Here is a 14,826-nt window from a genome sequence, read left to right on the forward strand (position 1 = left end):
TCTGGAACGGCTAGACGACCATCGGTGCGAGCGTCTGCACCGCGTCGACGAGGAAGAAGACGCCGAACAGCGCGAGCACCACCGCGCTCGCGCCGGCGACGACGGGCGCGAAGCGGTCGACCCGTTTGCCGACGGCGACGAGCGTCGCCGGGAAGCCGGTGACCCAGACGAGGATGCCGCCGAAGAAGCCGACGACGAGCGCGAGCGACCCCGCCTGCACGACGACCGTACCAGCGAGCGACTCGCTCACGTAGGGGACGTGGCTGAACACGTCGATTGCGCGGTCGTCGAGCATGTGGACGCCGACGGTGAGCCAGAAGACGATCTGGTAGGGGTTCGTGAGCGCGAGCACGAACGCCTTGGAGAAGCCCTTGCGGTCGTCGTCGGGGTCGACGTCGACGAAGTCGGTCTCGCTCATCGCGTCCCGGGCCGCGCCGTAGGCGAAGTAGCACATGAGCACGCCGCCGGCGAGGACCATGACGCCCTTGACAGCCGGGACGGTCTCGACGAAGGCGACGACGCCCAGCCACGCGAGCACGAAGAAGCACGCGTCGGCGGTGAACGCACCGAGGCCCGCACGGACGCCGGAGAGCCAGCCACCGAGGACGCTCTCCTCGGCGATGATCGCGTTCATCGGTCCCGGTGGGGAGGCGAGTGCGAAGCCGAACAGGAGCCCCGCGAACAGCGAGGCGAGCGTCGATGCCATCGGCGGCCGTACGCGAGTGTGCTACAAAAACCGACCGGAGGCGGCGAAGGCTACGGCAGCAGCGGGGCCGCGTCGAAGGCCAGCGGGAGGACGCCACCGAGCCAGTTCACGACGGCGAAGACGGCATCCGTGGCCACACCGACGAACGTCTCCCAGAACGAGAAGCCCGTCAGGAGCGCGAGGAACGTGTCCAGCCCGAAGAAGCCGAAGAGCGCGGCGGAGGCGATGTGGGCCTTCCGGAGGTTCACTCGGTGGGCGAACCGGTGGAAGAAGTAGGCGTTCGCGAGGCTCACCGGGACGATGGCGAGCATCTCGCCGGTCCAGATGGCCGGCGTCGCGCCGTACTGGGCGGCGAGGCCGATGGTGACGAGCTGGGTCTTGTCGCCGAACTCGCCGGCGGCCATCATCCCGAAGATCGGGAACCACGCGGCGAGGCTGGCGGGCATCTCGTGGCCGAACACGGTCCGCGTCTCGTCGAGCCCCCCGGCCGACCCGAAGACGCCACCGTCGGTCTCGACGGAGCCGTCCCCGACGCTGTCGAAGCTCCGGTCGCCGTCCTCCGGTATCGAGTGCCACAGCAGCACGGCGAAGACGAGGAACAGCCCCCCGGTGAACACGTCGAGGTAGACGCCGGGGAGCACCCGGAGCAGGAACTCCCCGAAGAGGATCTCCAGGGCGGTCCAGCCCGCGAACGCCGTGGCCGCGGCGGAGACGACGACGAGGGGGTGGTACCGCGTCGAGAGCCCGGCGATGATGAACTGCACCTTCTCGCCGGGCAGCACGGCGAGCTGGGCGACGAACGCGACGACGACGATCTCCGCGAAGCCGGTCACGCCTCGGGCACCTCCTCGGCGGAGACGGTGCCGGTCTCGACCCGCTTGACGCGGATGGAGTCGGCGATCTCCTCCGGGAGGCTCTGTCGGCCCCCGTCGCTGACCGCGACGGTGACCATCCCGAAGGGGGCCACGTCGACGATGCGGACGACCGTGCCGGGGGTGATGTTCGCGTCCTTCAGGTAGCGGAGCTCGTCCTCGTCGCGGTCGCTGACTCGGGATATCTCGACAGTCGTCCCGGGCTCGTGGTCAGACAGCCTGGTGTGCTCGGCGTCCGCCGGTGGCGAGAGGTCGGCGTCTGGAATGGGGTCGCCGTGGGGGTCGACGGTGGGGTTGCCGAGTGCATCCGCGACTCGTCGCTCGAACTCCTCGGAGATGTGGTGTTCGAGCACGTCGGCCTCCTCGTGCACCTCGGACCAGTCGTAGTCGAGGTGCTCCGTGAGGTAGGCCTCCAGCAGCCGGTGGTGCCGCAGGACCTCGAGCGCGACGGTGACGCCCTCGTCGGTCAGCTCGACGCCCTTGTACTTCTCGCGCTCGACGAGCCCCCGGTCGTCGAGCTTCTCGACCATGCTCGTCACCGTCGGCGGAGTGACGTCCAGGTACTCCGCGATCTCGGAGGTCGAGACGGGTGGGTCGCCGTGCTTCTGGAGGATGTAGATCGCCTTGAGATAGTCCTCCATCACGTCCGAAAGCATCCTTGCCGAGGATTAGACGGCTCTAAAGGAAAAGTTGCCCGGTTGCAGCAGCGCGACGTCGGTGGTCGCCGTCCGCGAGCGGCCCTCAGATACCCTGGCCCATCAGATGACTCCGGAGGATGTCGTCGTCCTTGTTGCCCGTGCCGGTGTTGACGAGCACGACGGTGTCGTCCTCGTCGAACTCGCCCTCCTCGGCGAGCTCCCACGCGCCCGACGCCGCGGCGGCGCAGGTCGCGCCCATCTCCAGGCCCTCGTGCTGGGCGACGGTGATGGCCGCGTCGAGGATGTCGGGGTCGTCCGTCGCCACCGCGCCGCCGTCGGACTCGCGGAGCACGTCGAGGATCCACGGGCTCGCACCCGGGTCGGGGATCTCGATGCCGCCGCAGATGGTGTCGGGGTGCTCCCACGCCTCGTGGACGTCCTTGCCCTCCTGGAACGCCGCCACGATGGGCGCACAGCCGGTCGCCTGCGCCGCGTAGAACCCCGGCACGTCGTCGGTGAGCCCGAGGGATTCGAACTCCTCGGCGGCCTTGTACATCCCGATGAGCCCCACACCGCCGCCGGTCGGGTACACCACCGCGTCGGGGGCGTCCCAGTCGAGCTGCTCGGCGATCTCGTAGTACATCGTCTTCTTGCCCTCGTGGCGGTACGGCGTCTCGAACGTCTTCACCGAGTACCAGTGCTCGTTCTCCGGGTCGGCCATGGCGTCCGCGAACGCCGCGCCGGCGTCGCTGATGCGCCCGCCGACGACGGTCATGTCGCCGCCGTGGACGTTCACCATCGCCTTGTTCGTGAACCCGGAGCGGGCCGGCAGGAACACGTGCGAGTCGAGCCCGGCGCGGGCGGCGTACGCCGACGCCGCCTGTCCCGCGTTACCGGCCGACGCGAGCGCCACGTCCGTCGCGCCGTGCTGGGCCGCCGCCGTCATCGCGACGGTCTGGCCGCGGTCCTTGAACGTCCCCGTCGGATTCCGGCCCTCGTCCTTGATGTACACCTCGGCGACGCCGAGCTCGTCGGCCAGGGTCGGGCACTCCACGAGCGCCGTCGCCCCCTCGTCCATCGTCACCGCCGACTCGGGCGTGAACGGCAGCAGCTCGGCGTACCGCCACATCGTCTCGAACGGCCGGTCGGCCAGCTCGTCACGCGAGAGCGATACCTCGTCGTAGTCGTAGGACGGGTCGAGGATGCCGCCGCAGTCCGGACAGCGGTGCGTTGCCTCGGCGGCGTCGAAGCGCTCGCCGCAGTCGACGCAGTCCAGTCCGACGAAGGCCTCGGTCGTCTCCATGAACCGGGGTTGGAACGGGGTGGCCTAAGCCCTGTCCATGTCGGTGTCCGTCGTCCAGGTCCTCCCCGCCGACGGCACCGGACCCGCGGACGGTCCTGGCCTCTCGGGCCCCGCGCCGCAGACCGGGCGACGGCGGAAGGGGACGCCAGCACCGGGACCACCGCGGTTTTCAGCACGGTGTCCGAAGGACGTGGTATGGACGCAGACGTCATCGTCGCCGGGGGCGGCCTCGCGGGGCTGGTCGCCGCCCGCCGACTCGCGGACGCGGGTGCCGACGTGCGGCTGTTCGAGCGCGAGGACACGGTCGGCGGGCGCGTCCGGTCGACCCACGAGGACGGGTTCACCTTCGACCGGGGGTTCCAGGTGCTGTTCACCGCGTACCCCGCGGTGCAGGCGGAACTGGACCTCGACGCGCTCGACCTCCGGACGTTCGCCCCGGGGGCGTGCATCTGCCGGCCCGGGCACCGCTCCATCCTCTCGGACCCGTTCCGCGACCCGTCGGCGCTGACCGAGTCCCTGCTGAACCGGGACGTGACGGTCACGGACAAGCTCCGGACGCTGAAGCTCAAACGGGAGCTCGCGGGGCGCTCGGCGGAGGCAATCTTCCAGGGACCAGACACCGACATCGAGTCCTCCCTCGTCTCGCGTGGCTTCTCGCGGAAGTTCGTCGACAACTTCGCCGCACCCTTTTACGGCGGCATCACGCTCGACCGGTCGCTCTCGACCTCGAAGCGCGTCTTCGAGTACACGTTCAAGATGCTCTCGGAGGGCGAGACGGCGGTGCCGGCCGGTGGGATGGGCGAGATATCGGCACAGCTCCGCGAGCGTGCCGAGTCGGCGGGCGTAGACGTGCGGACGGGTGCGACCGTCACGGAGGTCGACCCCGACGAGGGCGACGCGACGGTCGCGGTCGACGGCGAGAACCTGGCGGTCGACGCGGTCGTCGTCGCCACCGACCCGACGGCTGCGCGGGAGCTGACCGATGTCTCGGCCATCCCGCGGACGGCACACGCCTGCGTCACGCAGTGGTTCTCGCTCTCGCACCGGGACGAGTTCGACGCCGGCACGCGGCTCATGCTCAACGCGGCGGAGGACGGCCCCAACCAGATTGCCGACCACACCGCCGCCGCACCGGAGTACGCACCCGACGGTGTCCGACTCCTGAGCGCGACGTTCCTCGGCGAACGCGCGGAGAGCGACGAGGAACTGGCGGCGCTGGTGAAGGAGACCCTGGAGTCGTGGTACCCCGAGCGACGGTTCGGCGACTTCTCGCTCGAACACACCGACCGCATCCCGTTCGCACAGTTCCAGCAACCGCCCGGCTTCACGGACTCCCTACCGGACACGCGCGACCCGGCCGGGCCGGTGTACCTCGCCGGTGACTACACGCGCTGGTCGTCGATCCAGGGTGCGATGGCCAGCGGGCAGGATGCCGCGACGGCGGTCCGCGAGGACCTGGGCTAGGCGGACCGTCGATTCCCGCGAACTGACATCGACCGGAGGTTTATCCGGGATAGCGTGTGACGATACCGTCATGTCCCCGCAGACCGGCCGCCGACTCGATGACGGCGACCCGATCCCCGGCACTGGCTTCAAGTACGATACCGACGGCCCGCTCGCCGACCACCTCCACGACCGGGTCACCCCGCTGTTCTCCAACCCTGTCGCCGGCGAGTGGACGACAGGGCTCGTGACGCCGGCCGAGACCGACGGTGCGTCCGTCACCGGGCTCGGCGTGTTCGCACCCGGCAACGAGGGGCCGCCCGAACACTACCACGTCGGCTACGAGGAGTCGTTCGCGGTCCTCCGCGGTGAGTTCGTCGTCGACGTCGACGGCGAGACGCACCACCTCTCGCCCGGCGACGAGATCACCGTCCCGCCGGAGACCCCCCACGGCTTCGCGGTCGGTGGCGACGACCTGGCCGCGACGCTGACGACCACGCGTCCGGCGGCCCGGACGTTGGACGTGGTCCGAACGCTCGCCGGACTCGCACACGAGGGGGCGCTCGACGACGACGGTCGGCCCGGGCTGTTGCAGGCGATGGCGCTCGCGGCGGCGATGTCCGACGATACGGTGTTCACGTCGCCGCCGCCGGCGGTCGCGAAACCGCTCGCGACGCTGGTCGCGCCGCTCGCGAACCGGCTCGGCTACGAGGCCACCTACGGCCGGTTCGAACGGCCGCAGTTCTGGCGCGAGCGGGTCGAACAGCCGGAGCCCTGAGGAGCCGGGCGATCAGAGCACTCGCCGGAGCTCGCCCAGCGGCGGGAACCGGAGCGTCTCGGCAGCGTCCGAGTCGCGGACGACCGGGTGGAAGCCGCCCGCCCGACGGACCAGCGGCGAATCGAAGTCGCCGGCGCGCATCCCGTTGACGACGACGCCGGGCGCGAGCGTGGTGAAGGACGGGAGCATCACCACCGGGACGCCGTCGTAGGCGTCGGGGCCGTACAGCAGACAGGGGTGGCGTTTCCCCTCGACCTCGAGGACGGGATGGTCGTGGCCGACGACGTATCGGTCGCCCGTCACGGCGGGCTCCTCGTGGCCGTGGCAGACGACGGTGCCGGAATCCAGCCGGTGGGCGTCGTGGACGGGCTCGCTCGCGACGCGGTCGAGCTGGCGGTCGTGGTTCCCCCGCACCAGCACCGGCTCCGCGCCCGCATCACGGACCGCGGCGACGACGGCGTCGAGCGACTCGCGCACCGGCACGGGCACCGCGTCGAACCGGTGGAGCACGTCGCCGGCGAGGACGACCGTCTCGGGGTCGAAGCGGTCGCACAGCGTGCCGAGGCGGTCGAGCGTGTCCCGTCGCTCGTTCAGTGGGAACTCGACGTTCGAGGCGTGGGCACGGCCGAGGTGGACGTCGGCGACGACGAGCGCGTCGTCGGCCGGGAGGTAGACACCCCGGTCACCGACGACGAACTCACTCCGTGACATCGCCGCCGTCGGTCCGCACGTCGGGCGAGACGCCCAGTGCGTCCTCGAGGTCGTACTCCGTTCCGGTCGCGACGAACAGCACCTCCTCGAGGATGGCCAGCAGCTCGGGGACGACCTTGACGACCAGCCAGGTGATGCCGACGAGCGCGATGACGGAGCCCACCTGAGAGAGGACGCTGTGGGAGAACCAGAACGACGCCTCGATGGGCTCGACACCGGCGAGACCCGCGATGGTGAGGACGGGCTCCATCGCGAACCAGCCCTGGCCGGCGGCGACCGCGACGAACACGTTCCGCACGATGTTCAGCACCCAGATGACGGGGATGGCGATGGCCAGCGATTTGAGCTTCCGGCGGAGCGGTGCCTCGACGGCGACGATGAGCCCCGCGAAGATGGCCATCGAGCCGATGCCGGTGCAGGCGTAGACGATGTACGTGCTGAACGCGTCCGGCCCGAAGTAGAAGTAGTTCATGTAGCCGTACTCCGGGCCGGTCGTGAACTCGGGGTGGTAGCCGAGCTGGTTGATGCCCCAGAGCGTCTGGACCGCGACCGTCTCGATGAGGAACTCGCGGACGGCGGGGATCGCCTGGGTCGGGAAGTAGACGAGACCCATGACGCCGACCGCCCGCGAGAGGACGTGCAGCCGCTCGCGGCCCTGGTAGATGAGGTAGCCGGTGTAGATGCAGGCCGGGACGGCGAAGATCGCGAGGCCGCCCTCGACGAAGCTCTTGACCTCGAACGCGAAGTGCGGGAACACCGCCAGCCAGAACAGGCCGAACAGCCCCCACGTGACCGCGAGGACGTACCGGGCGGTCTCCCTGTCGAAGACGTCGACCAGCGCGCCGACGAGGAACGCCGCGATCATGACCCAGGCGAACAGGTCTGTCGCGGTCATCCCGAACACCGTCGGCCCGACGACGGCCGGGAGGAAGTTCATATCCACTGCAAGGTGGTTCTCGGTTAAAGTCCTAACGCCATCCTACGACGGGCTTACCGCGAAGTAACCGTCCGCGGGCATCGGGGGCGTCGTGCTCAGTCCGCGTGCTCCTTCGCCGTCGTGTACGCGTCGCGGACCTCCCGGAACGCCTCCTCGTCGCCCCCGTGGTCCGGGTGGACCTCCATCACCCGTTCGCGGTAGGCGTCGCGCACCTCGTCGGTCGAGGCGGCGGGGGAGAGCCCGAGCGCCCGGTACGCACGCTCGACGGTGTCGGGTTCGCTCGCCGGCTCCCACTCCAGCTCCGGCACCTCGAAGGGCAGTCGCCGGCCGAGGTGGTGGCCTGGCATCTCGTGCTCGCACAGCACCGCGTCGATGCCCGCGCCCTGGATGTCGAAGAACGCCTGCGCGTCGAACGTCACCGCCACGTCCCGTTCGGGCAGGTAGAACGCCACGGTGTGTCCGGCGACGGGATGGCGCTCGGCGTAGCGCTCGCCGATATCGTCGAGGTAGCGACGGATCTCCGTGTGGCGGCGTGCCTGTCCCTGCTCGTCGTCGTCGCTCCGGCGACCCGGCGGGCTCGGGAACAGCTGCTCGCCGACGACGAACATCGCCGCCGAGAACGCGCCGAAGACGAGGCCGAGCGAGAGCCCAGCCAGCACCCACGACGGGAGCGCCGCGGCCCACTCGAGCCCGAGGGCGAGCGGTTGTAGTCCCACGCTGGGCCGTAGGTGTTGCGCGGTAAAGAAAACAGCGGACCGAACCCGTTCGGTCCGACGGGCGCGCTCGACTCAGCCGATGTAGCGCAGGTCGTCGTCGCTCGGGACGTTCGCCTGCTGTTGTTGCTCCATCTCCTGTATCTTCCCGATGACCTCCTCCATCTCGTCGGCGCGCTCCTCGAGCGAGGCGTAGTCCACGTCCATCCCGAGCATGCCCTCGAGTACCTCGAGGACGGCACGCGCGCTCTTGGGGTCGACGAGGTAGCCCGAGGTCTCCCCCATCAGGCAGGCGGCCTCGACGTCACGGCGCGCGCCGAGCCCGAGCAGCAGCCCGGAGACGCCGACGATGCCGCCCGCGGGCTCGTCCTCGCGGAACTCGACGCCCTCCTCTTCGAGCGCCTCGACGACGGACTCCCGGGTCGCCGCCCCGAGCACCGCGTACTCCTCGATGAGCTCGCCGGTGGGGACGCCGCCGAGCGCGTACAGCTCCTCGCAGCCGAACTCCGCGGCCACGTCGAGCACCGCGCTCGCGAGACGGTAGTGCCCCTCGTTGGTCTGTGCCTGGTGGTCGCCGGTCAGCACCAGCAGGTCGCGTCCCTCGGTCTCGACGGCGTGGAACTCGAGGTGGGTGAGCTCGGCGATCCCGTCGTCGCCGACGTCGACCTGCGGCGGCAGGTCGTGCGAGTAGAGCCGCCGAACGAGCGTCCCCTCGTACTGGTCGAGGATGTGCTCGGCCGCCAGCTTGCCAACGTGACCGACGCCCGGCAGTCCTTCGATGAACGCCGGATCGGAGAGTTCGGCCGAATCGACGGTCTCGATGTCGAGTGGCTCCATACCCGCTACTCGCGGTCGGCGCGCTTAAGAGCGCGTCGGTAGTCGCCGTAGCTGTCCTCGGGGTCGACCGGGGCCGGCGCGCTGTTTATCGCGTCGGCTCCGCAGTCGGGACAGGTCGCAGAAAGGGTGTACACCGGGCGTTCGTGGCGGTCGCGCCACGCCGAGCACACCCGGATGTCCGACTTCATTCGTCGTCGGAACGACGCTCGCGGTGGTACTCGCCGGACCCACCGTGTTCCTCGATGGCGACCGCCGCCCGATCGGCGGCCGCCTCGAGCTCCGACTCCGCGGTCTTGTAGTTCGGTGCCTTCACGCGGATGCGGTACTCGGGCGAGCCGACGTAGGTCACGTCGAGTTCGACCTCGTCCGGCACCTCGCCGTTGCCCTCTGCCGCCTGCAGCGCCTCCTGTACGTCGTCGACGCCGTTCGAGTTCGGGCTTCGGAGGTCGACGTAGCCCGTGACGGTGACGTACGGGACGGAGACGTTGTCGCGCGCGGTGTCGACGAGCTGTTCGACCTCCTCGTCGGTGAGGTCGCTGTCCGAGAGCGCCTCGGGGCCGTGGATGGCCGCCTGCTCGAAGCCGTCGTAGAGGCTGCCGAACTCGGCGAGCAGCTCGTTGGCGACGGAGGCGTACTGCTCGTCGCTGACGTCCTCGCCGAACGCGAGCAGCATCCAGTTGTCGGCCTTCTGCTCGTTCTTCCACTCCTGGATCTTGTCCGACCGCTGGTGGTCGTTGACGTCCTTGATGGAGAGGTCTATCTGCTGGGAGTCCTCGTCGACGTCGAGCACCTTACAGACGACGGTCTGGCCCTCTCCGACGTGGTCGCGGACGTTCTTGATCCATCCGCTGGCGACCTCGCTGATGTGGACGAGGCCACGCTTGTCCTCGTACTCCTTGAGGTCGACGAAGACGCCGAAGTCCTCGATCTCGTCGACGTCGCCGACGACGAGTTCGCCCTTCTCGGGCCAGCCGCTGTACTTCATCGTGCTTCGACCGTCTCCACGACCTCGTGGGGGATCTCCGCCTTGCCACCGGTCGGGGTGGCGAGCGTGGTGCCACACACCGCGCAGTTGACGGTGGTCGAGGCGTTCCCGAACACGATCTGTTCGTTCTCGCAGTCGTTACACTTGACTCGGATGAAATCTCCTGCCATGGGTTTACTCCTGAAGCTCCAGTCGGCCGGCACGCCATCCCGGGCGGAGGTGCGCCTTGCCGCACTCGCTGCAGCGGTACTTGAGGTCGGTCTTCTTCGTGGGCTTGTCCCCACCGGGGACCTTCGAGAAGCGACCGGCGTTCCCGATGACCTTCTTCCCCTCGCGCTGCTTGCGCTGGTCCTTCTTCATGCCCGAGCTCCGGCCCGTGCGGACCTTCTCCACCTCGTGCTCGTGGTGCTCGTTGCAGTGTGGACAGTACGTGTTGAAACGTCGTGGCATCTGCATAGATATCGGCCTCTTGGGTCCACGTTGTCTCCGGCACTTTAAAACCCGTTTGGTTCGCCGGCGGTGGCCGTCACTCGCCCGTATCGGCCGTCTCACCGTCGGAGCCGTCGTCGGGACGCTCCTCATCCTCGGCGGCCGCCGCCTCGCCGGCCCCCTCGTCGACGGTCGCGGCGTCGACCGTCGGGTCGTCCTGGAACGCCTCGCCCAGCTGTTCGCGCCACTCCTCGGTCGCCGCGAGGTCGGCCTCCAGCTCGGCGACGTGGTCGGCGAGCTCGGTCATCGACTCGCCGTGGCGCTCCTCGATGTCCGCGACGCGGGTCCGGAGCCCGGCGAGGTCGTCCGCGAGCGAGTCCACACGGGCGTCGGCCTCGTCGGCACGGCCACCGACGCGGTCGAGACGGGCGTTCGTCCGGTCGAGCTCCTCGTCGAGCGTCGCCACGTCCGCGGCGACGTCGTGGACCCGGCCGTCGATGCGGGTCTCGACGGCCTCGAACCGGTCCTCGACCGCGCCGAAGCGCTCGTCGACGGCCTCGAACCGCCCCTCGACGTCGGTCAGGTGCTCCTCGACGGCGGTGACGGTCTCGCGCACAGCCGCGATGTCGTCGTGCAGGTCGTCGACGATCTCGGTCGCCGTGCCGTGCTCGTCGATGAGGTCGGCGAGGCCGTCGGCGTACGCGGCGAACTCCTCGAGCCGGGCCTCCAGATGGCGGAAGTGGACCTCCTCGCTGCGGACCTGCCCGGGGGCGACGTGCCCGCGCAGTCGCTCGGCCTGCTGCTCGCCGACCGCGCCGTTCTCGAAGGCGTCGACGAGCGCGTCGACGACGGCCTCCGGCGGGAGTGCGGAGACCACGGCGTCGGCAGACAGCGCGTCGGCGACCGCATCGCTCGACAGCGCGCTGGCGACGGCCGTCTCCGTGAGTTCGGGTGCACGGTTCGCGGTCCTGCCGCCAGCCGAGCGTGACCGCCTGCTCTCGGAGTCCACGGGGTCGACCATGTCGATGTGCGGTTCCCCGAACACGGGCTGGACGCGGTCGAGCTCCGCGGTCGCGACCACGTAGCCCGTCGTCACGCTGTCTCCAGCCGGCAGGATGTCGACGAGGGCGAGCGTGCCCTCGCCGTTCTCGAGCAGCCAGTCGCCGTGCCCGGCGGCGTCCAGATCGAGCGTCTCGAACGGGAACCCCCGGCCAAGCGACTCCTCGAGGCGGACGGCGGCGGTGTCGGCACGCTCCGACGTGATGCGGTACTTCACCGTCATCGCCCCATCCCCCGGCCGGATGCCCTTCTCTACCCGGATCCCGTCTTTGGTGGTCGTTGTCGTGTTGCTGAGTGTGTCCGTCGAGTGCATGGCCTCCCCTCCGTTCTCCCGGCGTACACACCCCACCACCATTAATTTCACGACGGTTCACTATCCAATCATATCGCGGGGCGGCGAACGCGTCGGCTGCTTCGACACCCTTAATGTGGGGCTGTCCGAACCGACGCGCATGAAGCGGCTCATCATCGACGGGGACCCGGGCATCCGGAAGGACGCCATCATCGACTACGACGGCGAGGAGGTCCACTGCTTCTCGGTGACGCGCAACGGCGACTGGCACGGCCCCGAGCGTGTCCAGCTCTGGTGTGTCGTCGGTAACGAGGACGAGCACGACGACTTCATGCGGCGGAACTTCATCCCGCACCACCTGGAGGTCGACCGCATCGAGGCCGAGGCGGTCGACGTCATCGAGGCCAAGGGCGAACTCGCCGTCTGAACAGCGCCCCTCTTCTCAGCGACTCCGGTTCGCCGTCGCGAGTGCCGACTGGTCGACCTCGTAGATCACCACGTCGCCGAAGCGCTCCGCCACGGAGATGTACGGCTCGCTCGCGAGGTCGTCGACGGTCTGGTGCTGGCGCTCGTGCGGGCCGACGTAGATGTACTCGACGTCGTACTGCGCCAGCACGCTCGCCCGGGCCGAGCTGTCGCGGGTGTACACCGTCCGCACGTCGGCGACGCGTTCCTGCCAGCCCGCCTCCGTGTGGTAGTTCGAGGCGTGCGTCCAGCCAGCGACGGTCGGGAGCCCCGTCAGCGAGGAGACTCCGCTGACCAGCTGTGTGGCGGGCGTGTTGATGCCGTAGACGTGCTCTCTGGTCGGCTGTTCGACGACGACGGGACGGCCTTCGCGGTCGTCCAGCCACTCGATGGCCGCCGCCTGGTCCGGGTAGGTGCCTTCGGCCCAGGCCTTGCCGTCGAGCGTGTTGGCGTCGTTGGCCTCGAAGTGCCCGCTGAGCGCCAGCCCGCCGTACACCGAGAGCGAGACGACGAGGACGACGGCGAGCCCGACCGATGCGACCTGGCCGGCGCGCTGCCCGCTCGCGGAGCGTCGCGCCGCGAGGCGCTCGCCGATGCTCCAGTCGGGCCACTGCCGGGCGACCACGTCGACGAGCATCACGCCCGCGGCGGTGCCCCAGAGCACCCACACCTGCATGTAGAACTTGAACACGGTGTTGTAGCGCCCGCTGCCCGCGCGCTCGGAGACGTAGACGAACTCGACCATCGTCACGAGGCCGACGGCGGCGACGAGCAGCACCGTCTCGTAGCCGAGGTCGCGGCCGAGCCGGAGCGTCACCCAGCCGAGCGCGAGCACCGGGAAGACGACGGCGAGTATCGCGAGGTCGACGGCGATGGCCGCCGCCGCGAGCACGAGGAACGCTGCGATGGCGAGCGCGACGATCTGGGTGTCGGTGTCGAAGCCGGCCACGGCCGCGCCGACCGCGACGACGACTGTCGCACCGTAGACGCCCAGCGTGCCGAACGGCGCGCCGAGTGCGCCCGTCGCGGCGACGGTGACGCCGATGGCGAGGACGAACAGCAGCGCGGCCGGCCCGCGCTCGTCTGCCTCGACCTGTGTGACCGCGAGCAGGCCGGCCGCGCCGACCAGTACGAGCGGCACCGGAATCCAGCCGCCGATGGCGTTGGCGACCGCGACGGCGGCGAGGACCGTGAGCGGGGCGACCATCCCGAGGTCCGGCTCCAGGTCGGGCTGGATTCTCGGTGCGAGGAACGCGGCCGAGACGAGCAGGAACGCGCCGTGGACGAGCAGCAGGCCGGCCGCACCGCTACGCCCGGGGAGCAGCGCGAGCGACTGGCCGCTCGTCGCGCCCGTGAAGAAGGGGAACGCGACGAGCGCGCCGAGCAGCCCGACGGCGATACCCGCACAGCCCGCGCCGAGCATCCGGAGGATCTCCGAGACGACGCGGCCGTCCGTGTGTGGTTCGAGTCGCTCCCACATCGACGCCGGCAGGAGCGACCCGGGATGCGCTCCCGCAAAGAGCACCACGAGCGTCGTCAGCCCGGCGACGGATGGGTAGCTCCAGGTGTTCACGACCGCGAGCAGGCCAGCGAGCAGGGGCGCACACACGAACACGTACGCGCGTCGTCGCCACACCTGCGCCGCGGGCGTCAGCCAGTAGGCGAAGCCGACCGCGGCGGTCACGAGCAGCAGCGGCGTGCTCATCATGTGCGCGTGCAGGTCGCCGTTGAGGAACGCGAACAGCGGGAACTCGTTGATGGTGTTGGGGATGACCCGGCTCGCCGGCCAGTAGTAGAACTGGTCCGGGCCGAGCGCGAGGTCCGTCCACGTGTGGCCGAACGCCCGGACCGCCTCCGGGCCGTCCTGTGCGGCCGGGTTCTCGTCCACGTACGTCTTCATGCTCTCCGGCAGCAGCCAGACGACGAGCCGTGCGACCGGCGCGAGGTTGCTCGCGAAGCCGACGAAGAAGAGCGCGAGGGCTCCCGCGAGGCTCCGGGGCAGGTCGCGCTCGGCCGCGAGGTTCCGTGCGAGCCCGAACGCCGCGCCGACGAGCGCGCCGTAGAACGTCGCCAGTGCGAGGTTGTACGCGTACCGCGGCGCGATGCCGGTGAGACGTGTGAGCTGGGCGGCGATGAGGTGGCCGCCGTAGTAGTACTGCACCCGGTCGCCCGCGAACCAGAAGTCCTCCGGCGGGAGGCTGTCGGCCCGGACGAGCGTCTTCAGCAGGCCGAAGTCGAGGAACTTCTCGCCGCCGCCGGCGTAGATGCCCGGGTCGGCGCTCCGGATGGCGACGACGAGCCCGAAGCCGACGGCGACGGCCGTCAGCCCGAGCCCGACGGCTCCCCAGTCCGGCTCGTAGTCGCGCGACAGTGCGAACGCCGAACCGCCACCGAGCACCAGCAGCGACGCGACGAGCGCCGGCCAGCCGAACGCCACCTGTCCGACGAGGTAGCTGACGACCCCGACGACGGCCAGCGCGAAGGGGAGGGCGAGGGTCCCGCCCCGGTCCGACAGGGGGGCGAAGACCAGCGACGCGAGGGGTGCGGCGATGGCGGCCAGTCCGGCCACGGTGGCGAGCCACAGCAGGACCAGCCCGTACTCCATGTTCGAGAACCGAGGCGGCGGCGGGTAAGGACTTTTCCCTTCGCCGATACCCC

At 70.0% G+C, this 14,826-nt stretch carries 17 protein-coding genes; 3 read left to right on the forward strand and 14 right to left on the reverse strand.

Annotated elements, in window-relative coordinates; all coding sequences use genetic code 11:
- Positions 1-10: 10 nt before the first annotated feature.
- The 4 genes from NO345_RS10345 to NO345_RS10360 form a co-directional block, all read right to left on the reverse strand.
- A complete protein-coding gene (locus NO345_RS10345) occupies positions 11-706 on the reverse strand; it encodes a LysE family translocator (RefSeq protein ID WP_256298938.1) in 696 nt (231 codons plus the stop codon).
- Between the two features lie 50 nt (positions 707-756).
- Positions 757-1,539 carry a TMEM165/GDT1 family protein gene (locus NO345_RS10350; protein WP_256298940.1) on the reverse strand — a complete coding sequence of 261 codons (783 nt, stop codon included), beginning with the start codon at positions 1,537-1,539 and terminating at the stop codon, positions 757-759.
- Complete coding sequence (locus NO345_RS10355) at positions 1,536-2,234, reverse strand: metal-dependent transcriptional regulator (RefSeq protein ID WP_256298942.1); 699 nt, start codon at positions 2,232-2,234, stop codon at positions 1,536-1,538. Before NO345_RS10355 ends, NO345_RS10350 begins: the two co-directional genes overlap by 4 nt.
- A gap of 85 nt (positions 2,235-2,319) precedes the next feature.
- Positions 2,320-3,519 carry a threonine synthase gene (locus NO345_RS10360; protein ID WP_256298944.1) on the reverse strand — a complete coding sequence of 400 codons (1,200 nt, stop codon included), beginning with the start codon at positions 3,517-3,519 and terminating at the stop codon, positions 2,320-2,322.
- A 195-nt stretch (positions 3,520-3,714) separates the two neighbouring features.
- Between NO345_RS10360 and NO345_RS10365 the strand changes: the two genes are divergently transcribed.
- Together NO345_RS10365 and NO345_RS10370 are read left to right on the forward strand one after the other, a co-directional pair.
- Positions 3,715-4,983, forward strand: coding sequence for an NAD(P)/FAD-dependent oxidoreductase (locus NO345_RS10365; RefSeq protein ID WP_256298946.1), 1,269 nt, complete (start codon positions 3,715-3,717; stop codon positions 4,981-4,983).
- A 70-nt stretch (positions 4,984-5,053) separates the two neighbouring features.
- Positions 5,054-5,740: a cupin domain-containing protein gene (locus tag NO345_RS10370; RefSeq protein ID WP_256298948.1), complete on the forward strand. Its 687-nt coding sequence runs from the start codon at positions 5,054-5,056 to the stop codon at positions 5,738-5,740.
- Between the two features lie 12 nt (positions 5,741-5,752).
- Here the strand turns inward: NO345_RS10370 and NO345_RS10375 are convergent, their stop codons facing one another.
- The 9 genes from NO345_RS10375 to NO345_RS10415 all read right to left on the reverse strand — a co-directional run bounded on the left by NO345_RS10375 (position 5,753) and on the right by NO345_RS10415 (position 11,724).
- Positions 5,753-6,451: a metallophosphoesterase gene (locus NO345_RS10375; protein WP_256298950.1), complete on the reverse strand. Its 699-nt coding sequence runs from the start codon at positions 6,449-6,451 to the stop codon at positions 5,753-5,755.
- Complete coding sequence (artA, locus tag NO345_RS10380) at positions 6,438-7,388, reverse strand: archaeosortase A (RefSeq protein ID WP_256298952.1); 951 nt, start codon at positions 7,386-7,388, stop codon at positions 6,438-6,440. The genes NO345_RS10375 and artA overlap by 14 nt, the downstream gene beginning before the upstream one ends.
- Before the next feature lie 95 nt (positions 7,389-7,483).
- A complete protein-coding gene (locus NO345_RS10385; protein WP_256298954.1) occupies positions 7,484-8,104 on the reverse strand; it encodes a J domain-containing protein in 621 nt (206 codons plus the stop codon).
- Positions 8,105-8,176: 72 nt separating this feature from the next.
- Positions 8,177-8,938, reverse strand: a complete 762-nt coding sequence (locus NO345_RS10390; RefSeq protein WP_256298955.1) for a proteasome assembly chaperone family protein — start codon at positions 8,936-8,938, stop codon at positions 8,177-8,179.
- A gap of 5 nt (positions 8,939-8,943) precedes the next feature.
- Positions 8,944-9,126, reverse strand: a complete 183-nt coding sequence (locus tag NO345_RS10395; protein WP_256298956.1) for an RNA-protein complex protein Nop10 — start codon at positions 9,124-9,126, stop codon at positions 8,944-8,946.
- On the reverse strand, positions 9,123-9,923 hold the full coding sequence (locus NO345_RS10400; protein ID WP_256298957.1) for a translation initiation factor IF-2 subunit alpha: 801 nt from the start codon (positions 9,921-9,923) through the stop codon (positions 9,123-9,125). The genes NO345_RS10395 and NO345_RS10400 overlap by 4 nt, the downstream gene beginning before the upstream one ends.
- Positions 9,920-10,093 carry a 30S ribosomal protein S27e gene (locus tag NO345_RS10405; protein WP_256298958.1) on the reverse strand — a complete coding sequence of 58 codons (174 nt, stop codon included), beginning with the start codon at positions 10,091-10,093 and terminating at the stop codon, positions 9,920-9,922. Before NO345_RS10405 ends, NO345_RS10400 begins: the two co-directional genes overlap by 4 nt.
- 4 nt (positions 10,094-10,097) lie before the next feature.
- Positions 10,098-10,379, reverse strand: a complete 282-nt coding sequence (locus tag NO345_RS10410; RefSeq protein WP_256298959.1) for a 50S ribosomal protein L44e — start codon at positions 10,377-10,379, stop codon at positions 10,098-10,100.
- 70 nt (positions 10,380-10,449) lie between these two features.
- Positions 10,450-11,724, reverse strand: a complete 1,275-nt coding sequence (locus tag NO345_RS10415) for a hypothetical protein (protein WP_256298960.1) — start codon at positions 11,722-11,724, stop codon at positions 10,450-10,452.
- A 139-nt stretch (positions 11,725-11,863) separates the two neighbouring features.
- Here NO345_RS10415 and NO345_RS10420 point away from each other — a divergent pair, with 139 nt between their 5' ends.
- The gene (locus tag NO345_RS10420) at positions 11,864-12,130 is read left to right on the forward strand and encodes an HAH_0734 family protein (protein ID WP_256298961.1); all 267 of its coding nucleotides are present in this window, start codon (positions 11,864-11,866) and stop codon (positions 12,128-12,130) included.
- 15 nt (positions 12,131-12,145) lie between these two features.
- On the opposite strand, the gene NO345_RS10425 is transcribed toward NO345_RS10420, so the two are convergent.
- The gene (locus tag NO345_RS10425; protein WP_256298962.1) at positions 12,146-14,773 is read right to left on the reverse strand and encodes a DUF2298 domain-containing protein; all 2,628 of its coding nucleotides are present in this window, start codon (positions 14,771-14,773) and stop codon (positions 12,146-12,148) included.
- Positions 14,774-14,826 lie beyond the last annotated feature (53 nt).

This window comes from Haloarchaeobius salinus (assembly GCF_024464185.1).
GTDB classification, from domain to species: domain Archaea; phylum Halobacteriota; class Halobacteria; order Halobacteriales; family Natrialbaceae; genus Haloarchaeobius; species Haloarchaeobius salinus.